This window comes from Actinomyces sp. zg-332 (assembly GCF_011751945.2).
Taxonomy (GTDB): Bacteria; Actinomycetota; Actinomycetes; order Actinomycetales; family Actinomycetaceae; genus ZJ293.
The window spans coordinates 1,078,856-1,100,650 of record NZ_CP064951.1 but is presented as its reverse complement, the minus strand read 5'-3'; the positions used below and the strand labels follow the sequence as shown (position 1 = coordinate 1,100,650).

Annotated in this window: 14 protein-coding genes; 10 read left to right on the top strand and 4 right to left on the bottom strand. The window is 34.8% G+C overall.

Going from position 1 to position 21,795, the window contains the following annotated elements; all coding sequences use genetic code 11:
* Nucleotides 1-66 precede the first annotated feature (66 nt).
* From HCQ94_RS04535 to add, 5 genes are all read left to right on the top strand, one after another.
* Nucleotides 67-612 carry a hypothetical protein gene (locus tag HCQ94_RS04535; RefSeq protein ID WP_166982279.1) on the top strand — a complete coding sequence of 182 codons (546 nt, stop codon included), beginning with the start codon at nt 67-69 and terminating at the stop codon, nt 610-612.
* A 290-nt stretch (nt 613-902) separates the two neighbouring features.
* Nucleotides 903-1,535: a GDSL-type esterase/lipase family protein gene (locus tag HCQ94_RS04530; RefSeq protein WP_166982277.1), complete on the top strand. Its 633-nt coding sequence runs from the start codon at nt 903-905 to the stop codon at nt 1,533-1,535.
* Nucleotides 1,536-1,769: 234 nt separating this feature from the next.
* Nucleotides 1,770-3,359: a BCCT family transporter gene (locus HCQ94_RS04525; protein ID WP_198426290.1), complete on the top strand. Its 1,590-nt coding sequence runs from the start codon at nt 1,770-1,772 to the stop codon at nt 3,357-3,359.
* A gap of 127 nt (nt 3,360-3,486) precedes the next feature.
* Complete coding sequence (locus tag HCQ94_RS04520) at nt 3,487-7,821, top strand: ZmpA/ZmpB/ZmpC family metallo-endopeptidase (RefSeq protein WP_196373603.1); 4,335 nt, start codon at nt 3,487-3,489, stop codon at nt 7,819-7,821.
* 191 nt (nt 7,822-8,012) lie between these two features.
* Nucleotides 8,013-9,044 carry an adenosine deaminase gene (add, locus tag HCQ94_RS04515; protein ID WP_166982273.1) on the top strand — a complete coding sequence of 344 codons (1,032 nt, stop codon included), beginning with the start codon at nt 8,013-8,015 and terminating at the stop codon, nt 9,042-9,044.
* Between the two features lie 91 nt (nt 9,045-9,135).
* Here the strand turns inward: add and HCQ94_RS04510 are convergent, their stop codons facing one another.
* The 4 genes from HCQ94_RS04510 to HCQ94_RS04495 form a co-directional block, all read right to left on the bottom strand.
* A complete protein-coding gene (locus HCQ94_RS04510) occupies nt 9,136-10,533 on the bottom strand; it encodes an MATE family efflux transporter (RefSeq protein WP_166982271.1) in 1,398 nt (465 codons plus the stop codon).
* 303 nt (nt 10,534-10,836) lie between these two features.
* Complete coding sequence (gene trpB, locus HCQ94_RS04505) at nt 10,837-12,042, bottom strand: tryptophan synthase subunit beta (RefSeq protein ID WP_166982269.1); 1,206 nt, start codon at nt 12,040-12,042, stop codon at nt 10,837-10,839.
* 862 nt (nt 12,043-12,904) lie between these two features.
* Nucleotides 12,905-13,336, bottom strand: a complete 432-nt coding sequence (locus HCQ94_RS04500; RefSeq protein ID WP_166982267.1) for a hypothetical protein — start codon at nt 13,334-13,336, stop codon at nt 12,905-12,907.
* 89 nt (nt 13,337-13,425) lie between these two features.
* Nucleotides 13,426-15,093, bottom strand: coding sequence for a PspC domain-containing protein (locus tag HCQ94_RS04495; RefSeq protein ID WP_166982265.1), 1,668 nt, complete (start codon nt 15,091-15,093; stop codon nt 13,426-13,428).
* A gap of 123 nt (nt 15,094-15,216) precedes the next feature.
* Here HCQ94_RS04495 and HCQ94_RS04490 point away from each other — a divergent pair, with 123 nt between their 5' ends.
* The 5 genes from HCQ94_RS04490 (at nt 15,217) to sucD (ending at nt 21,751) form a co-directional block, all read left to right on the top strand.
* Nucleotides 15,217-16,461, top strand: coding sequence for an ATP-binding protein (locus HCQ94_RS04490; protein ID WP_166978690.1), 1,245 nt, complete (start codon nt 15,217-15,219; stop codon nt 16,459-16,461).
* Nucleotides 16,462-16,470: 9 nt separating this feature from the next.
* Entirely contained in the window at nt 16,471-17,142 is a 672-nt protein-coding gene (locus HCQ94_RS04485) for a response regulator (RefSeq protein ID WP_166982263.1), read from the top strand.
* Between the two features lie 109 nt (nt 17,143-17,251).
* Nucleotides 17,252-19,666 (top strand): ATP-dependent helicase, encoded by a 2,415-nt coding sequence (locus HCQ94_RS04480; RefSeq protein WP_166982261.1) that lies wholly within the window; start codon nt 17,252-17,254, stop codon nt 19,664-19,666.
* Between the two features lies 1 nt (nt 19,667).
* Nucleotides 19,668-20,843, top strand: a complete 1,176-nt coding sequence (sucC, locus tag HCQ94_RS04475) for an ADP-forming succinate--CoA ligase subunit beta (RefSeq protein WP_166982259.1) — start codon at nt 19,668-19,670, stop codon at nt 20,841-20,843.
* Nucleotides 20,843-21,751: a succinate--CoA ligase subunit alpha gene (sucD, locus tag HCQ94_RS04470; RefSeq protein ID WP_166982257.1), complete on the top strand. Its 909-nt coding sequence runs from the start codon at nt 20,843-20,845 to the stop codon at nt 21,749-21,751. Before sucC ends, sucD begins: the two co-directional genes overlap by 1 nt.
* Nucleotides 21,752-21,795: the final 44 nt, after the last annotated feature.

The following is a 21,795-nucleotide window of genomic DNA, read 5'->3' as shown; positions in this document are numbered from 1 at the left end:
CTAATACCTCAAAGTAATATCTAGTGATAATGCTTTGAGGAACTTATTTGAGAAGAGGGTAGTGTTGTGAAGGTATTGAGGCGTTTGGTGGTGTTTGTTTTTGTTGTTGATTGTTTGGTTTTGTTTTGTTTTTTGTTTTATGGTTTAGTTTGGTTTAATTTGTTGTCTAATTCTGTTTATTATGCGAAGCATACTCCTCATAGACTGGGGGTTGAGCCTGTTTTGATGATGTTGGCTGAGAATTTGGATTGGGTTTCTACCCCAGATAATATAAAAGGGATAAAGTACGATTTTGATGGTCTACCCGCAGTTTTAATGTTTGATGAAACTGATAGACAGGTAGGATTTTTTACAACTTCAAATATTTTTGATGAACGTGGGTATACATTTGATAACGAAAAGTTATCGTTTGAATTTGATCATAATTTTAATATTGTGAAAGTATATGATAATACGAAAGCTGTAGAAGAAATTTCTAAGGAGGGTATTAATGAGGTAGAGGTTAAAAAGCATCTATATAAATTGTTAAGACCTCTAATTAACCGTCAGAGTAAGCCGCTTGTTAATCTTCAGTGGCTTTTTGATTATGTGTATAGGGATGAGTTTAACTAGCTCAACTTAAATCTAACCTTACTAAAACGTGAGGTAGAAACAATATAAAATTGAGCTGAAGCGATATAAAAACAAACCTAAAATCTAGGATAAAACCACACTAAAACTTAAACAACCTACCTTTCCATATATCTACACTTATGATTAAAATTGTTTTTGAAGAGTAAAGCGTAATTATAACTTTTCCTATGCTAAGGGAATACTTTTATTGCTATACAGAAATATTTGCTAACGTATTCTTCATGCTATATAGATAATCGCTCATTTTACTAGTCTTTGGGGAAGAACAAATGGAAATTCAAGACAACGATGTGATACTGTTTCTGGGCGACAGCATAATGGATGTGCAAAGAGATAATACTAACCCTAAGGATATTGGAACAGGATTTCCTAAAATAGTTACTGATAACTTGATACGCTTATTTCCGGATAAAAACTTAAAGTTCTATAACTGCTCAGTAGGTGGGCAAACAGTCAAAGAGACAAATGACAGAATCAGCCGTACTATGAAAGATTTAGAATATAAGCCTACTATAGTAATATTGCTCATCGGTATAAATGATGTTTGGAATAACCAATACGATTCTTCTTTTGGTAGTTTGCAAGAACAGACTAGATTTTCGAAGGAATATGCGAAACTTCTAGAAACTATTTGTCAATATACTAATAGGATAGTAATTCTTGAGCCGTACGTTTTACCTTATCCTCCTAAACGCAAAAAATGGCGAGTAGATTTAGATTCAAAGATACAAATAATTAAAACTTTATCTGAAAGAAACGACTACGAATATATTGCTTTGGATTCCATATTCAACACTATAGCTGATGAAAGTAACGCCGTTAAATACACTGGTGAAGATGGTGTACATCCAACTTTGTTAGGGCATAATGTGATAGCTGACTGCCTCATGAAAATTTTTTAGTACGGGTATAAAAATGACAAGTTTCTCGTAGAAAAATCTTACGTAAATTTCTTGTATAAAGTCAGATAATGTAATACAAAACACACAAGTATTATTAGAAAATATGTACTGTTTGTAATATCAGTAAAGTAAAAAACACGTGTTTTGTATATTGTTAAAATTTTATAACTACGACTAAAGTAGTATAGTTATAAGAAGTTTTGAAAATTTATATTACGTAAATATGGAGAAAAATTGAATTCCTTAGTCAACGAAGACAAGAAAGAAATTACTAAACAAGTAGACTGGCTAGTCATGTTAGTGCCACTTGTAATCGTTATAGCTCTATGTGTATTATTTACGGTTTTTCCATCACAATCTAGTTTTTCTTTATCATATATACGTTCATTTTTGAGTGATGACTTAGGAATATACTATGCCATTTTAGGCTTAGGTACTTTTATATGCTCAATTTATATTGCTTTTTCAAGATTCGGGAAAATTATATTAGGTAATAATAAGTTATCAACTTTAGGGAGAAACGACCCAAAAATACCTCGTGAATCTGTTAAAGCTTGCAAGCCTGAATACTCATCTTTTAGATGGGGAGTAATGGTTTTTACTTCTACAATGGCTGCTGATATTGTGTTCTATTCTTTATGTGAGTGGGCTTTATATGCTAATGAAAGTCACATAAAGTCTTTAGGGAACGTACAAACGTGGGCTTCAACATATCCTCTTTTTCACTGGGGCCCTATTGCTTGGAGTTTTTATGTGCTTTTAGCTGTTTCTTTTGGATTCATGTTGCATACCCGTAAAAGAGATAAACAAAAATTCTCTGAAGCTTGCCGTCCAATTCTAGGTAAATATACTGATGGTGTTGCAGGTAAGGTAATCGACTTAGTAGCAATATTTTCACTCATTGCTGGAACTGCAACTACTTTTTCCTTAGCAACCCCGCTACTTTCTTCAGCAGTAAGTAAACTATTCAATCTTAGTCATTCAACCAGTGTAACTATTTTTATTCTACTTTTAATAGCGTTAATATACACTGTAACAGTTTTGATAGGTATGGACGGTATATCTAAACTTGCCACATACTGTAGTTATTTGTTTTTCGTGTTGCTTTTTTATTTCTTATTTTTAGGTGGAGAAACTAGATATATTTTAGAAACAGGGTTATCTTCCCTAGGTAACTTAGTGCAAAACTTCGTTACAATGTCTACGTGGCTAGATCCGTTGCGTGAAACTTCCTTCCCACAAAAGTGGACTTTATATTATTGGGCTTACTGGATGGTTTGGTGTGTTGCCACGCCGTTTTTCATAGGCACAATTAGTCGCGGCAGAAGTATAAAAAAAGTCATTTTAGAAGGATATGCTTGGGGGATTGCTGGCACTTTTACTTCATTTATAATTTTGGGGAACTATGGTTTAGCTCAAGAGTTAAAACATGGTTTGGACGTGTCAGGTACAATAGCTAAAACTAATGACTATTCAAGGGCAATACTAGAAATATTTAACACTTTGCCTTTACCTAATGTTGCGTTGATATTATTGGTAGTTACTATGATTGCTTTCTACTCAACTACCTTTGATGCTTTGACAATGGTTGTGTCTGCTTATTCATACAAGAATTTAGAGTTAGGTAAAACTCCTAGTAAGAAAATGCGTACTTTTTGGTCTATTACTTTTATTCTATTCCCAATTGCCCTTATTTTCTCGGAAAACTCAATGTTTAGCCTGCAGTCAGTGTCCATTATTGCTGCTTTCCCAATAGGTATAGCTATTATTTTGATAATTGCTAGTTTCATAAAAGATGCTAATTTATTTTTAAATGAACAATAATATGGCAAGTCTTTGTAAAAACGTTATAAAAAATTGATGTTATATTTATGTTTTAGTATTATTTGAGGGTACGACTAAGTCCATTTTATGCGTAAATCTAAATACGTACAAAATATAAGGGAATATAATGAGTAAGCCTGACTATGAAAAAAATATAAAAAATAACCAGTATAAAAAATATGTTTTATACTTTACTTCTGTTTTACTAACTACTTCAATTACTTTCCCTACAGCATACGCAAATGATGATATTGTCATTAATTCAGTTGAAAACTCAGCAGTTAATACAACTGAAAGAAATGAAAGTTCCGTACTTGATAATGGTGATGAATTAAAAGATGACAAAAGTGTTACTTCAGAGGAAAGTAATGCTAAAGAAAATGAAAGTAACTCCTCAGATTTACGAGAAGCAAATAGCCATGTAGCTAACACTGATATTGTTACGGTGATTCCACTAGATGATAATGGGGTCAAATTGTCTACAATTGGTGAAAATGTTTCCAGAGTTTTAGTCGTTCGTTCAGATAACACAGCAACCATTGAAACACCAACAGAAGATATAAAATATGTGCCTAAAACAGATAATGTTGACGCTCAAGTAAATGCTGTAAAAACTCATCTACAAGACGTTACTTACGAAGACTTATACGACATTTTAAACCCTCGAGAAAGATTCTTAGATAAAGAAGAGATTAAAAGAAGATTACGTAGAGAACTAGGACAAGAACCTACAGAAGAACAAATAAAAGCTGAGCTGAAAAAGCTTTACTTAAATAAACTAGATTTACGTGCAAGCTTTGAAAAAGTACAAAATGAGTTGGATACAATTCTAAGGGGACTTTTTGAACGTTCACAGGATATAAACACTAGTAGAGTTGTTGCTAATAAAAAACAGATTCTATTAGGCTTAGCTTTTCTTGAGCGCCAATATAAATTTGAATTCAACGGTATTAAAGCTAAAGATTTAATTTTGTACCATCCAGAAGTGTTTGGTACACAAGGCTCGGCAATAGATAGAATAATCCAAATCGGACAGATGGATTATTTGACTACACAGTTAATATCTAATAAAAGAGCATATGACAGAAAGATAAGTGGAATTACTAAGCAACCTAACATTTTGAGCTTTATTACAAAAATGCGTGAAATGTTAGAGCCAAATATAACAGATAACGAGTGGGTAAAGAAACAATCTAAAGCTTATATTCTTGAAGCCGACAGCAACTATGCTGATACTAAGCTTTTTGAAAAAATGAAAAAAGACGATTTTCTTGCTTCACACCTAATTCCATTGTTGACTTTGAGTGAAGATAATCTCTATGCGATAACTACAATGTCAACGGTTACCTTTGGTTTAACAGATACTTATATGCCAGATAGATCACCTGCTAATGTGGCTGCTCTCAAAGAAAAAATGGCTAAAACTGCTAGTGAACAGGAAGCGTTCCTAGAGTTTTGGTATCGCATAAGTGAGACTAAAGACAGATTGCTAGAAGGTCGAAATATTTTGGTAATCGACACTATGCAAAAATATAATCCATCAAATTTGCCAGCTAGCCAATTGTGGTCTCCTGAGACAGGTCCAGACAGTCTTAGCGGTGTGAGAGAATTTATGGCTCAGGTGCCGGGTTATTACAACTCTTACATATTCGTAGATGGACAAGCAAATCCACAAGGTAGATTAGTTAATATGTTCTTAGCTAAATCACTGACCGATAGAGGACAAACAGCTTACACTCACGAAGTTACACATATTTTAGATCAACTTGTATGGTTTAACGGACATGCTCGTAGAGCTGGACAAGGTGTAGAAGTCTTTGCTAGAGGACTATTTGAAGTTGATAATAATACACCTGGAATATCTTCTTATCCTCCAATGTTCAACTTGAACTTGACTTACGAACTAGGTGAAAATCGTGTGCAAAATGCTTCACCGTCAAGGTTTGAAAAAGAATCCGATTTGAAAGAATATGCTCAAGGTCTCATAGACGTTGTTTATACTTTAGATTACGCTGAAGCAAAATCTACTCTTGGAAAATCTACTGAAGATAAAAAACTTTTACTCAATAAACTCGAACTTATTCCTGATAGCGCTAGAGCCAATCAAGTTAAAGACAAATTCTCAAATATTGATGATGCAACTGCTAATAGTTTGAATAGTATAAATGATTTAGTTGACAAGGGCATAGTTAGCGCACGTTTACAGTTCAAAGGTAGCCAAACTACTGGTGAGGCTAAGCCAAATGATTACCATATAGTTCCACTCTTTGAGCCTATATATGCAGGGTTGCAAAACAACGCTGGCTCAGCTGGAGACGTTACTTTCAGACGATACAGCTATGAGTTGTTAGGCGAATACGGATACAAGAATGGTATGGTTGCGTATTTGTCTAACCAGTATCCAAATGATGAGCAAGCTTTAAATGCTATCTTAGATAATAAATATGCTGGAAACTTGGCTGAATTCAAAAAGGATATGTTTAAACGTAGGATTGATAAACTCGATTCTTTAATGGAAAACGATGTATTTACTAACTACGAAGAATTGCAAAGGTTAATGGATGAAGCTGTTCAAACAGATTTGGACAGAATGAAACAAAATATCCGCAATAGTCAACAAAAATTGCTTGGAGTTGGGGCTGTTCGTAATCTAAAGACACGTATTTTACAGTCTTATTTGAATAAAACTAGGGATTTCCGTAGCAGTATTTATAAAGAAGACCCAGTTTTAGGCACAGTTACAGAGGAAGAAGAAGTTGAGATTCCTCTTGAAACTACTAATGCTGAAGATTCTAATTTGTGGGAAGGCGAATCTAGAACTGAAACTGGTACTGCAGGTAGAAAGAAAATAACAAAAACTTGGAACACAGTAGATGGTGCTAAAGTTGGCGAACCTGTTGTGAGTGAGTCTGTTGTTGTGGGTATGGTTCCTAGTGTTGTTTATCGTGGGACTAAGCCTGTTGTTGGTGAGGTTGTTTCTGTTAGTGAGGTTGAGGTTCCTGTTGAGACTACTAGTGTTGATGATCCTTCTTTGTGGGAGGGTGAGTCTAGGACTGTAGTTGGTAGTGTTGGTAGGAAGGTTGTTACTTCTCGTCAGGCTACTTATAAGGGTGTTGCTCAGGGTGATCCTGTTGTGAGTGAGTCTGTTGTTGTGGGTATGGTTCCTAGTGTTGTTTATCGTGGGACTAAGCCTGTTGTTGGTGAGGTTGTTTCTGTTAGTGAGGTTGAGGTTCCTGTTGAGACTACTAGTGTTGATGATCCTTCTTTGTGGGAGGGTGAGTCTAGGACTGTAGTTGGTAGTGTTGGTAGGAAGGTTGTTACTTCTCGTCAGGCTACTTATAAGGGTGTTGCTCAGGGTGATCCTGTTGTGAGTGAGTCTGTTGTTGTGGGTATGGTTCCTAGTGTTGTTTATCGTGGGACTAAGCCTGTTGTTGGTGAGGTTGTTTCTGTTAGTGAGGTTGAGGTTCCTGTTGAGACTACTAGTGTTGATGATCCTTCTTTGTGGGAGGGTGAGTCTAGGACTGTAGTTGGTAGTGTTGGTAGGAAGGTTGTTACTTCTCGTCAGGCTACTTATAAGGGTGTTGCTCAGGGTGATCCTGTTGTGAGTGAGTCTGTTGTTGTGGGTATGGTTCCTAGTGTTGTTTATCGTGGGACTAAGCCTGTTGTTGGTGAGGTTGTTTCTGTTAGTGAGGTTGAGGTTCCTGTTGAGACTACTAGTGTTGATGATCCTTCTTTGTGGGAGGGTGAGTCTAGGACTGTAGTTGGTAGTGTTGGTAGGAAGGTTGTTACTTCTCGTCAGGCTACTTATAAGGGTGTTGCTCAGGGTGATCCTGTTGTGAGTGAGTCTGTTGTTGTGGGTATGGTTCCTAGTGTTGTTTATCGTGGGACTAAGCCTGTTGTTGGTGAGGTTGTTTCTGTTAGTGAGGTTGAGGTTCCTGTTGAGACTACTAGTGTTGATGATCCTTCTTTGTGGGAGGGTGAGTCTAGGACTGTAGTTGGTAGTGTTGGTAGGAAGGTTGTTACTTCTCGTCAGGCTACTTATAAGGGTGTTGCTCAGGGTGATCCTGTCATAACTGAGACAGTTCTCGTGCAGATGAAACCTACAGTTATCTATCGCGGAACTAAGCCAAAGAATAATGCTCCTGATAATATAATAATTCCTCTTCCTGAGCCAAAGCCTATCCCAGAGCCTAAGCCAGAAAATCAACCGGAAAATAAGCCAGAGGATAATACAGAAAATAAGCCAGATAATACTGTTGCTTCAAAGACTGAAGAAAACTCTTCAACTGCTTTGCCAAATGATACGAAACAGAATAAGGTGAAACTTCGCCCTATTGCTGATAAAGATAAAAAACTATCTGAAACTGGTTTTGGATCTGATGGCATAGTCAAATATGGGCCACTGATACTGTTATTAGGCTTAATTGTTAATAGGTTCTCAAAGAATAAAAAAGACGAATAGAACTCAAAAAAGTCACATACTTTTACTATAGGGTATGTGACTTTTTTATAAAAACTTTAGCTTATATAAATGTAGTTTTTCTAAAGAGAATTTACTTAAGTAAAACTATAAAACTTTTCACTTAAAACTACTGTAAAACAAAAATAGCCCCTACAATAGAAGGTACATATTATATTGCTTGGAGGAGAAAAATGTCATCAAATGACTGCTTGAAAAACTTTTGTTATGGGATTCCAAAGGCTGAGCTTCATTTGCATCTTGAGGGTACTCTAGAGCCTGATTTGAAACTAAAGTTAGCTGAACGTAATGGTGTAGATATCGGTCAGAAAACATTTGAAGAAGTAAGTGCAAGCTACAATTTCAACGATTTACCATCATTTTTGGACGTTTATTACACAGGTATGAGTGTTTTGCAGAAAGAAGAAGATTTCTACGAATTAGCATGGGCATACTTGTTGAAAGCTAAGGAACATGGTGTAAAGCACGTTGAAGCATTCTTCGATCCACAAGCTCACACAACACGTGGTATTAGCTTTGAAACAGTCTTGAATGGCTACTATCGTGCTATTTCTAATGCAGGAGAGCTAGGCATTGATGCTAGCTTGATTATGTGTTTCCTACGTGATATGTCAGCAGAATCAGCTGAAGAAACTCTAGAAAAAGCATTACCATACAAAGATAAAATTATTGGTGTTGGTTTGGATTCTGATGAAAAAGGTCATCCTCCTGTAAAATTTGAAAAGGTTTTCAAAAAAGCTAAAGAAGAAGGTTTCCGTTTGACAATGCACTGTGATGTTGATCAGGAAAACTCGATTGAACATATTCGTCAGGTATTAGAAGAAATTGGTGTTGAACGTATCGACCACGGTACCAATATCCTAGAAAATCCAAAGCTAGTTGACTATATCGTTCAGCATGGAATTGGACTTACAAGTTGCCCACTATCAAATAGCTTAGTCTCTGATAGCATGAAGGGTGACAAAGTTAAAGAACTTTTGGCACGCAATGTAAAAATGACTATTAACTCTGATGATCCAGCTTACTTTGGTGGATATGTAGCTAAGAACTTGTATTCAGTAAGTAAGGAATACGGATTCACAAAAGAAGAAATTATTACTTTAGCTAAGAACTCATTTGAAATTTCTTGGATAAGCGATGAACAAAAAGCTCAGCATCTAAAAGAAATTGATGAATTCGCTTCCAAATGTGAATGTAATAAATAGAATCTTATAATATAAAGTGGAGGAAATCTTTATGAATTTCCTCCACTTTACTTATTTAAGTTTTACTTACTTATCTACCTAACTACATAGTTTATACATTTGGATTTTTATTCTCTTTTGGTATTTTCTTTAGTTGTAATCTTAGTAAATGCATTGCTAGTAAGAAAGAAAGAAAATCAGCTACAGGGGTAGCATATAGTATTCCGTCTATTTCTAAGAATTTTGGAAGAATTACCAGTAAAGGTAAAAGTAATAACACTTGTTTTAACAGCGAAAGCATTACACCTATTTTAGGTTTTTGAATAGAGGTAAAGAAAGTGCTAGATGAAATGCTAGCCCCAGCAATGAACGTGAAAAATAGCGTTATCCTCATATATTTACTGCCAAATTCGAAATATCGCTCATCCGCTGTACCAAAAATCGATATTAACTCTTTAGGAAATATTTCAAACACAGCAAATGCTATTACAGAAATGACTAAAGTTATTTTTAGTAAGAGCTTTATTGTCTGATGAACTCGTTCATAGTTTCTAGCGCCATAGTTATAACCAATTATTGGTTGGGCACCTTGAGTAAAACCAATTACTAAAGATATGAAAATAATGTTTATTTTAGAAACAATTCCAGCAATAGCAATTGGTATTTCACTACCGTAAGCAGACAAGGAGCCATAGTGATTTAATAAGTTATTTAGAATAATCTGTATAAAGGTTGCTGAAATTTGGAATATGAATGGTGACATTCCTAGAGCAACAATTGTTTTAATAGCTTTTTTCTTAGGTATGAAATCTTTGAAAGTAAACTTCACATTCTTAAATTTAGGAATAAAGAAAAACAGCATTCCGGTAGCAAAAACTTCGCTAATAACGGTAGCAGTTGCTACAGCTTTCATTCCTAGCCCTAAACCTAAAACAAAAATTGCATTTAATATAGTGTTTAATGTTACACCAAAGAGTATAGAAACCATTGGCATTATAAAATTACCGTCAGCTCTCATCAAAGGAAACAGTGCGATAGCAAACAGTAATAGTGGAAATGAGAGTGAAAGTATTCTTACATACTCTATAGCATAAGGGAGTATTTCATCAGTAGCACCAAAGAACACTAGTAACTGTGGTAAGAAAATATTCAGTAATATGACGAATAAAATACCAAATATTCCGACTAAGCTTATAGCTGTTCCTGCTACTTCTTTAGCTTTTTGAGTATTACCTCTGCCTAGTTCTACACTATAGTTTGTAGCTGAACCTATTCCTGCTAGTAATCCTATTGCTAAACAAATAATTATAAAAGGATGAGAAACATTTGTTGCCGCATTGCCAACGTATCCTACACCATGACCAATAAATATTTGATCCACTATGTTATACATTGAATTTGCGACACTTCCAAGAATGGTAGGCCATGCAAAAGAGAATAAAAGTCTTCTAATAGACTTATAAGCAAGAGGGTTTTTTCGTTGTCCTTTTTCTTCTTCATTATTACTCATTTTATCCCCCTTATCTTGTTCCACGATGATACTACATAGTTTTACTTATGCAAAATGAACATTCTCAGATGATCAAAGTGAATAGCAGAGAAATAAACTTTTAGGTGTATACCTTCGCAGTTATATGAGATTTTTAAGAATATAGATAAAACTATAAAACTAAAAACTCAAATACGATTATACTACTTAGAATTAAAGACAAGAATGTTTTCAAAGTAAATAAAAATATGTGAGAACTATTTGGATAGTTCTCACATATAAAATATAAGGATAATGTGTGATTTTTCGGTGAGTTTTTTATTCTTATATATCGCCTCTTTCTTCTAAATATTTAGCTACTGCTACCATATCTTTATCGCCTCGACCTGAAACGTTTATTATTACAATCTTGTCTTTGCTCATTTCAGGTATACGTTTTACAGCTTCTGCTATAGCGTGAGAGCTTTCTATAGCTGGAATTATACCTTCAGTCTTAGCCAATAGTAACAAAGCATTTACAGCTTCATCATCAGTTACCGCAACGTACTCAGCCCTATTGCTGTCCTTTAAGAAAGAGTGTTCAGGTCCAACACCTGGATAGTCTAGTCCCGGAGAGATAGAGTAAACAGGTAGCGGTGTTACGCCGTCTTCTTTGAACAAACCGTATGTTTTCATACCATCTATGACGCCCACAGTACCTTTAGTCATTGTAGCTGCATGTAGATCAGTATCTACACCTTTACCAGCTGCTTCTACACCCAATAAAGCTACTTCTTCATCAGCTATATATTCAGCAAAAGCTCCGATAGCGTTTGAACCTCCACCTACACAAGCAATTACTAAGTCTGGAAGCCTGCCTTCTTTTTCTAGAATTTGCCTGCGAGATTCGATACTGATGATACGTTGGAAGTCTTTTACTATGATTGGGTAAGGATGAGGTCCTACGGCTGAACCAAGTACATAGAAAGTATCGTCTACGTTAGTAATCCAAGCACCAAAAGCAGCATTTACAGCATCCTTTAGTGTACGTGTACCATCTTCAACAGCGTGTACTGTAGCTCCCAGCATTTCCATACGAAATACATTTAGCTTTTGGCGTTCCACGTCTTCAGCACCCATGTAGATATCGCATTTCATGTTGAACTTTGCTGCTGCTGCGGCAGTTGCTACTCCGTGTTGTCCAGCTCCAGTTTCAGCAATTACTTTTTGCTTTCCCATGCGCTTAGCTAGAAGTATTTGTCCTAGAACATTGTTTAGCTTGTGAGCTCCCAAGTGATTTAAGTCTTCTCGCTTTAGATATACTTTTGCGCCACCTAGATAGTTGGTAAGAGATTCAGCAAAATATAGGGGAGTTTCTCGACCAGAGTAGTCTTTTAGATAGCCATAGAATTCTTGAATAAACTCGGGGTCTTTTGAATACTTATTATAAGCAGTTTCCAACTCATCAAGTGCTTTTTGAATATTTTCAGGAACGTAACTACCACCAAAGTCTCCAAAGAAACCGTTTTCTATTTTTTCTACGAAAGTCATTTTTTTCTCCTAGATAAGCTATTGTTTATATTTCATATTAGTTTGGATGGATGTTTAGATTTGATTTTGGCTTATCTAAAAAGAAACGCACAGCCATTTTGTTGACTATGCGACTATGTATAACTTTTGATTTTATTTTTATCTGTAAATATTAAGTTTTATTGCCGACATAGATACTTTCTAGAAAGCCCTTAGTTGTATCTACGCCGAAAAGAGCATACACACAACTGCTAACTACGCCAGCTACGCCAACTTTCAAATTTGTGTGTGTACATTGTTCTTCCTTAGATAATAAAAAGGTTTTCCACAATGGTATAAAAAATTTTTTATTTTAGCAATTACTTTTTAAAAAAATTTTAATAATTTGGCAAAGGACAAAGGACATAAAGAATTGATTTCCTGACAAAAAACTCCAAATAATAAAGTTTTTATGTATGAAAATAAAATATTTGTATACATGAGAAAATGTTCATATTTTAGAGTAAAACTCAATATTTGTCCGTGAAATTTGTTTTACGAATACTGACAAAAACAGCATAGGCAAGTAATAAAACACCCGTATAGAAAAATGAATTTAAAATTTAAGGAGTTTTGCTTATATTAGATAAATAAAAAGTTCCCCAACATAAAGCTGAGGAACTTTCTCATATATAATACGCTCATGTATAAAACCATTAGTAACTATGGCTTTTCAAGTAAGCCTATTGAGCATATTTTTCTACTATCAATAATAAATCCTGCTACTACTCGTAACACTTATATGAAAAGTGACTTTAGAAACGTACCTGTTTAGTTGTAAATTATTTGTGTAACTTGAACGCAACATTAGACTATGGTACTTCAAAATTACAGTCGCAATTATTTATTTTCTGTTGAAACTAATAAATGCTTGTACTAAACATATAATTCCAAGTAGGCTTGTAAATCCTAGTAACAAGTAGCTAAATGGAATGTATATCAAATGAGCGAGTAATATGTATGCTCCCATTAGTATTAACAGTAAGCCAAGTATTATTGATCCAACCAGAGGAGAGTTGTTAGGTTTTTCTTGTACAACATGTGGTTGCTGTGCGCTATCTTGGGCGTTCAATTCCTCATATGTTTGGTTATTGAATACTTGTGTTTTACTCTCTTTACTCTCATTAGTATCTTGTCCGAAAACTTGAGTTATGGGTTGTGTTTGCTCGTTTGATATATCAGCATTTGGGGCAGGGAAAACACGTGTCTTATACTCAGGTTTTATGGTTTCAGTTACTTCAAAATCTCTATCGATTTTCTTAGTGTTCTCATCCATAATATTTCCTTTATTATCAAGTCTTTTTATACTTACTGGTTGCTAGTTCATTATTTTCGTTACTAGGTTTTACTACTTTTTGGCTTAGCTTAATCTACATCATAGTAATCATCGTAGTAATCGTCATATCTATCATCCCAGTCATTTACATCATTCCAGTCTTCGGTTTCATCCCAGTCATTTTCGTCGTATTTGTTGATATTTTTAGGAATGTTGTACACATAACCAGGTGACTTATAAATTTTGTTGAAGAGTCTGGCTGGGCTTACAGAGTAAGTGTGATTATTATTATCTAAACTACTGTAAATATTGCTAAATTTAGTTATTATTCCATCAAAAGTATTATTCCTTAGCTCTAAGTTATTAGCTGTTATTTGGCTATAAGATTCTTTATTAGGAATATTGGCTGGAATTTCCTGAGTTAGTTTTCCTTTTTCATAAGCAAATAGTTGTTTATAAGCAATACCATTTGGCTTAGAAGAATCCTTTTGTGTATATCCGTACCAATGATTTGGCAAATCTACTACGTCAACTTCAGCAAAATTCGAGTTCATGTTTACGACGTACTTTTTATTAGCATCATCGTAATCAGCAGTTTTAATTTTGTTAGTTGTTTGGATATGCTTGTCAGAATAATCAGATAAATCTTTTATAGCTTTAGATAGTGATATGAAAGTCATGTAATTAGCGTTTATAGCTGCTCCGTTGTAATCATAAAAACCTAGATTATCAAGGGAAACTTTAGAATCATCTGTAACTTCTGTTGCATTATTTTGTGGAAGTGAGGATGTATTTGTCCAGTTATTTTGGGAACGTTTTAGCCATTGTCTATTGGAAAACACATTTGCTTTTAATGTAGAACCGTTGAAATTTACTTTTACAGGTTTATTATTAGCAACAATAACTACTTTGCTTGCAAAAGAACTGCTTGACTGCTCTATAACTACTTCGCCTTTAGAATTAGGAGTAGAGCTAGCATACTTATCTAAATTTATAACTTCAGTTTTACGATTCAATATCGAATCTATATGGTAATCATCGTCATGAGTAGCACTATGGAAAGGAACTGTGTGCACAAAGCTAGTTACCGCCGTAGTCGGTGCGCTGATAAATATAGTTGATAATATTGCTATGATTACAAGAGTTGTTGCTTTCTTTCCTTTTATGCCTGCAATAAGTATGCTTATGCCAAAAATAATAGCTATTACGGCACTTGCCACAATAGTAGGTGTGAAAATTGTTCGTGTCACCAAACCATATAATATTGCAAATGAAATGACTAAGAAAATTAGTCCTAGAACAGCTAAAGTATATGATGATGATACCCTATCATGCGTTTGAGTGATTTTTGTTTCTCTGTTAGGTGACTTACTAAAAGGAGAATCACTACCACTTGGTGTATTACCATAATTATTGTTGTGATATGTACTACTCATGTTATTTTCATTGTTAGTATATTCGTCACCAGAGTAAGTACTATTCTTAGAAGAAGAACCTTGAACGATTATATGTCCGCCTTTGGTTGCATCTGGTAAAAATAGCCAAAGTATAATATAAATTAGGAATGCGCTACCTAGAGTTATGAACGGAGAAATAGCGAATAACGCTCTGATTATGTATACGTTAATGTCTATACGTTCAGCCAGTCCGGCGCAAACACCACCTAGCCATCTATTGGCTTGACGGTTAATATTAAAGCTTCTTATTTCGTCGAAAAATCTTGACGATCTTGAGGATTCATTATTGTTAGTATTCATGTTTTAATTATCTATGTGATGTAAATAAGAATCTATTAGGGAATACCCCTAATATTCCCTTAGAAAAGGAAAAATGTATTCATCAGGCTTTATCCTAATTTGAATAAACAGCAGAATATAGTTATGAATAGTGAAAATAAAAAAATCAAAAGACCTCCACTGAGAATTTATTCTCGTCATGAAGGAGCACTTTTATTAGGAGTATGTAAGGGTTTAAGTGTTCACTTACAAATTGACATACTATTTGTTAGATTTTTTATGGTAATTACAGCATTTACAGGTGCTGGAATATTTCTATATATATGGTTGCTTATTTTTATTCCTAAAAAGTCTAAAGGTAACGATAGTTTTGTACCTCGGCAAGAAAACTCTATAGTCGAACCCCTCACTCAGAGAAATAACACTAATTCTTTTAATTCTAAATCTGCTGAAGAATTCACTTACGGATTTATTTTACTACTATGTGCACTGAATTATGTATTTGGAATTGACGGTTATGGAATAATTAATAACTTATTAGTTTTATTTATAGGGCTACTGTTAATCTCTTTTGAAAGCTTACAAGCTTATAGACAAGATAATTTTAGTTACAGGATATTTTTTGCTCCTCGTATAATAGTGGGTTTTGCGGTATCTTTTATTGCAATTGTATATTTTATCGCTAGTCAATTTTTAAACTACAATCGCAATTTCTCAATTAATCAAATATTGGAAATAGTATTATTTCTAGTGCTGATAATAGTAGTTCTGATTGTATTATTAGTTCCTATCGTAGTGCTTTTATTTAAATCACTTACTAAAACTCAGTACGAAAACTTTAAAGAAAGAGAAAGAGCAAATATTACTGCGCATTTGCATGATGGTGTATTACAAACATTAGCACTAATACAACAAAACTCTACTAATGCAGAAGAAGTATCCTATCTTGCTAGAACTCAAGAACGTGACTTGAGGGCATGGCTGTACGGACATAGGCCTGAAGAAGGCACTTCAACTTCATCAATTATAAAAGAACAAATTAGTGCTATAGAGGATAATTATCGTAAAAATGTTGAACTAGTAGTAGTAGGAGATACTAACCCCAATGATAAGGCACACAGCTTCATCAGTGCTTTACGTGAAACAACAATAAATGCTTTGCAACACGGACAAATGCCAGTTAGTATTTACGTTGAAATATCCTCTCAAAAGCTTGAATTTTATGTCAGAGACAGAGGTAAAGGATTCATTGTAGAAGACATTCCTCCTACTCGTTTAGGTGTTAGAAACTCAATTTTGAAACGAGTAATAGATAACGGAGGAAAAGTTACAATAAAAAATTCAAATGGTTGTGAGGTAAGTGTGGAAATACCTCTCAAACGAGAATAGAATTATTGTATGAGTGAAAAATTATCGTTGCTAATTGTTGATGACCATCCGCTTATATGCGAAGGACTTGAGTCTTCTTTATCTAAAGTTGAAAACTTCAATGTAGTTGGCAAAGCTCACACTGTTGAGGAAGCAATAGCAAAAGCTCATGATTTGCTACCAGATGTTGTCATTTTAGATGTGCATCTACCGGGTGGTAATGGACTAGGAGCAATCCAAGTAGTAAATGAATGCAACGATATAATGGATAAAGTAAAGTTTCTAGCCTTATCGGTATCTGATTCACCAGTTGATGTAGTTTCTGTTATTAGAGCCGGAGCTAGAGGATATGTTACTAAAACAATCTCAAATGCAGAACTATGTGAAGCAATAGTGAGAGTATCTGCAGGAGATGCTGCTTTTTCTCCAAAACTCGCAGGCTTTGTGCTAGACGCTTTTACTACTAATATGAACAGTAGCAACGAAGTTCCTCAAACTGATGACTCTATAAATACTCTTACAAAACGTGAATACGAAGTTATGCGGTATATCGCTAGAGGATACACTTATAAAGAAACAGCTGCTGAATTATTTATTTCCATGAAAACAGTTGAAAGTCACGTTAGTTCAGTTTTGCGTAAACTTCAATTATCAAACAGAAATGAGTTAATGCACTGGGCAATGTCAAGAAATATTCTATAGTATAGTTTTTACAAGTTACAAAAATATTTCGTACATGTAACTTTATTCTTTAGACTAAGTATTTAGTTATATAATTAATGCCTAGAATATTTTGCGGCAAGGACTCATAATGGATTTACTTCAAGATTTAAATGCTGAACAAAGAAAAGCTGTTTGTTACTCTGGGAAATATTTACTTGTAGTGGCAGGAGCTGGTAGTGGCAAAACTCGAGTACTTACTAGGCGTATTGCTCATATTCTTGAAGAAAAATTACTTTCACCTAATGAGATTTTAGCTATAACATTCACAAATAAAGCTGCAAAAGAAATGCGAGAAAGAGTTGCTGATTTAATAGGTTCTGACTTAGAAAGTATGTGGATATGTACTTTCCACTCTATGTGTGTTCGGATATTACGCATGGAACATTCACTACTTGGAATTAATTCAGCTTTTTCTATATATGACACCATTGACGTCAAAAAGCTTATAAAAAATATATACTTGGCTCAAAATATTTCAACTACTACTTATCCAATAAAAGAGACAATTACACAAATATCTGATTGGAAGAATAACCTCATTGATTCTCAAACCGCTTTGGAAGAAGCTGAAGAAAACGAGTCTAACAAAATAATTGCACAAATATATGTTGAATACCAAAACCAACTAAGAGCAGCATCTGCTTTTGACTTTGATGATTTACTTAGCGAAACAGTCTATCTGTTTAAAAATTTTCCGGAAATAGCTGAAAAATATCACAACCGTTTCAAACATATACTAGTGGATGAATATCAAGATACGAACTATGCTCAATATGTTTTGGTAAAAAGTATTGTAGAGGGGGCTGAAGGCAGTGAAGAAACTAACTCTTATTTGACTGTGGTTGGAGACTCTGATCAATCAATTTATGCTTTCCGTGGTGCGACCATACGAAATATTGAAGAATTTGAACGAGACTTTACTAACGCTGAATGCATACTACTGGAACAAAACTACCGTTCTACAGGAAATATACTACAAGCTGCTAATAGTGTAATTTCACAAAACATAGGTAGACGTGAAAAAAATCTTTGGTCAGCTAATGGCAACGGAGATAAAATTACTATCTATGTGGGAGACAGCGAATATGAGGAATCTTACTACATTAGCCAGCGAATACAAGAACTTTTGCTCGAAGGATATAAAGGTAGCGATATAGCTATTTTCTACCGAACTAACTCCCAATCTGGGCCATTAGAAGCAGAACTAGCTAAGTCAACTATCGCATATACTATAGTTGGTGGAACGAAATTTTACGATCGAAAAGAAATAAAAGATGCTTTAGCATATTTACACTTGATAGCTAATCCTGATGATATAACAAACTTTTTACGTATAGTAAATGAACCAAAACGAGGCATTGGGCCTAAAGCACAAAATACAATAATAGAAGTTGCTAAAGAAAATAAAATAGGCATAGGTGATGTATTAGACTCCTTATTTGGGTATGTTTTAGAAAAATATGAAGGAGTAAAACTAACTAAAGTAGCACAGAAAAATCTATGTGATTTTTGGGAAAGCATCAAAAAATGTAAAAACTTAGATAAAGAAGCGGGAAAGTCAGCACAAATTTTGACTGAAATTCTTGAAAAAACAGACTATTTACCAACGCTTAGGTCTAGTAAAGATGTACAAGATCAAGCACGAGTGGAAAACTTAACTCAGTTTCAAAGTATTATAGAGGAATTTATTAAAGAGTATCCTCAAGCACATCTAACAGATTTCTTAGAAAATGTTTCTTTGATGACTGATTTAGATAATGTTTCACAAGAAAACACGGGTGAAGTCACATTGATGACCGTTCACACTTCTAAAGGACTAGAATTTCCTGTTGTATTCATAACTGGAATGGAAGAAGAAATATTTCCTCATCAGCTTTCCTTTGATGAAGAAGATGGAATTGAAGAAGAACGTCGTTTAGCTTATGTTGCGATTACAAGAGCGAGAGAAAAACTATTTTTAACTAGAGCAAATAGACGAAATATATGGAATACCTATAAACACAACCAGCCTTCACGCTTCCTTGAAGACATACCTGAAAATACTTATGTACTAAAAGACGAACGAACATATAGACACGATGAAGAAAACGGGTACGGTATTTTTTCTAACTCTCAAAGACAAGCAAGATGGAAAGATAACTACGATAGTGACTATAAAGATAAATATGAGTGGAAAAATACACTTACTTTAGAAGACTACACAACCTATAAAATTGGAGAAAAAAGCAATAAAGGTTTTATTGGGAAAATAGGGGTAAAGAAAAACGTAACAGTTCCAGATAAAAATGACGTTAATTCCTTTGGGAATGAAAATAAAACTGTTAAAATTCAAGAGTACGACTTCGAGATAGGTGACAAAGTACGTCATAAAACTTTTGGAGACGGGATAATTACAGGCTTTGAAGAACAAAAAGTCAATTCGACGGTCACTGTCAAATTTAAAAATGGTAGTGTCAAAAAATTACTTTTACGTTTCAAACCCTTAACTAAGATTGAGGAATAATATGGATCTATACGAATATGAAGCCAAAGAGCTTTTTCTCAAACATGGTATAAATACCTTGCCATCTATTATCTGTAAGAATCCTGAAGAAGTATATAATGCTAGTGCAAAATACGACTGTCTAGTAGTAGTAAAAGCCCAAGTAAAAACAGGAGGAAGGGGCAAAGCTGGAGGCGTAAAACTAGCTAAAACCCCGCAAGAAGCCAAAGAGCTTTCAGCTGAAATACTAGGAATGAAAATAAAAGACCACCTTGTAGAACAAGTTATGGTTACCCCAGCTGCAGATATTAAACAGGAGTATTATTTTTCCATGATGGTTGACCGTTCTGCTGGTCAACATATAGCTATTATTAGTGCTGAAGGTGGCGTTGACATTGAAACTCTTGCTAAAACAGATCCTGATAAAATTATAAAACACCATTTTACTAAAGACTTTGATAAGCAAATACCGACGCTAGTTGAAAAAGCGTTCCCTAAAAAAATCTTAGATGACAAAAAAATCATAGAAAAAATTACTCAGACACTTGAAAAACTGCATGAATGCTACGTAAAAGAAGATGCTACTTTAGTTGAAGTAAATCCTTTAGTGCTGACTGATGAAAACGATATTTTGGCTTTAGATGCTAAAGTTACCTTAGATGATAACGCTGGTATTCGACACAGTGAACATGAAAAATATGTGCATATTAAAGCAGAAGATCCTAAAGAACTCGAAGCAAAAAAACTAGGACTAAACTACGTGCATTTACAAGGAGAAGTAGGAATTATTGGTAACGGCGCTGGGCTTGTCATGTCAACTTTGGACGTAGTGCAAGGTCAGGGTGAAAAATTTGGTGGAATAAAACCTGCTAATTTCCTAGACATCGGTGGTGGTGCTAGTAGCCAAACTATGAGTAACAGTTTGAACCTAGTGCTTAGCGATGAACAAGTACAATCAGTTTTTATAAACGTATTTGGTGGGATTACTGCCTGCGACAAAGTTGCTGAAGGCATTGTAAAAGCTTTGGGAACTATAGATGAAAATAAAATTAAGCCAATTGTTATTCGCCTAGATGGTAATGCTGTTACACGCGGGCTAGACATTCTACGTGAATATGCTCATCCTAGCATCATTGTTGTTGAAACAATGGACGAAGCCGCATATAAAGCTTGTGAACTAGTGGGGAGTAAAAAGTAATGACTGTTTTTTTGAACGAGAAATCACGAGTAATAGTTCAAGGAATTACAGGTAAACAAGGATACGAACATACTCAAAAAATGGTTTACAGTGGTACAAATATTGTAGCTGGAGTAAATCCTAGAAAAGCTGGTAGCGTAGTTGACTTTCAAAAGAGTGAAGTAGGTTCACAAGAAAAAGTTCAAGTGAAAGTTTTCGGCACTGTTTTAGAAGCTAAAGAGGAAACTAACGCTAATGTTAGTGTAGTTTTTGTTCCTCCTTTGTATACTAAATCAGCAGTAATTGAAGCTATTGAAGCTGGTGTTGAACTTATAGTTGTGATTACAGAGGGTGTGCCTGTGCATGATTCTATTGAATTCTGTGCATTAGCTAAAGAAAAAGGCGTCCGTATTATTGGTCCAAACTGCCCAGGAATTATTTCACCAGGTAAATCAAATGTTGGTATTACACCAGCTGATATAACAGGTGAAGGCTGTCTAGGACTTGTATCAAAATCTGGCACATTGACATATCAGCTAATGAATGAGCTATCAGACTTTGGTTTTACAACTTGTGTAGGTATTGGGGGCGATCCAGTCAATGGTACTTCACATATAGACGTTATAGAGGGCTTTGAAAAAGACCCTGACACCAAGCTAATCGTTATGATTGGTGAAATTGGGGGAGATGCTGAAGAACGCGTAGCAGAATACGTGAAAGAACACGTTACTAAGCCAGTAGTTGCTTATATTGCAGGCTTTACAGCTCCTGAAGGTAAAACTATGGGACACGCTGGGGCTATCATTTCTGGTTCTTCAGGTACAGCACAAAGTAAAGCTGATGCCTTGAATCGCTGTGGAGTTAGAGTTGGTAAAACTCCTACTCAAACAGCTGAAATTGTGAAAGAAATAATGGCTGAACTAGCATAAAAGGTAAGCAATAGGGGCTACGACGGGATAAAATATGTTCCGTC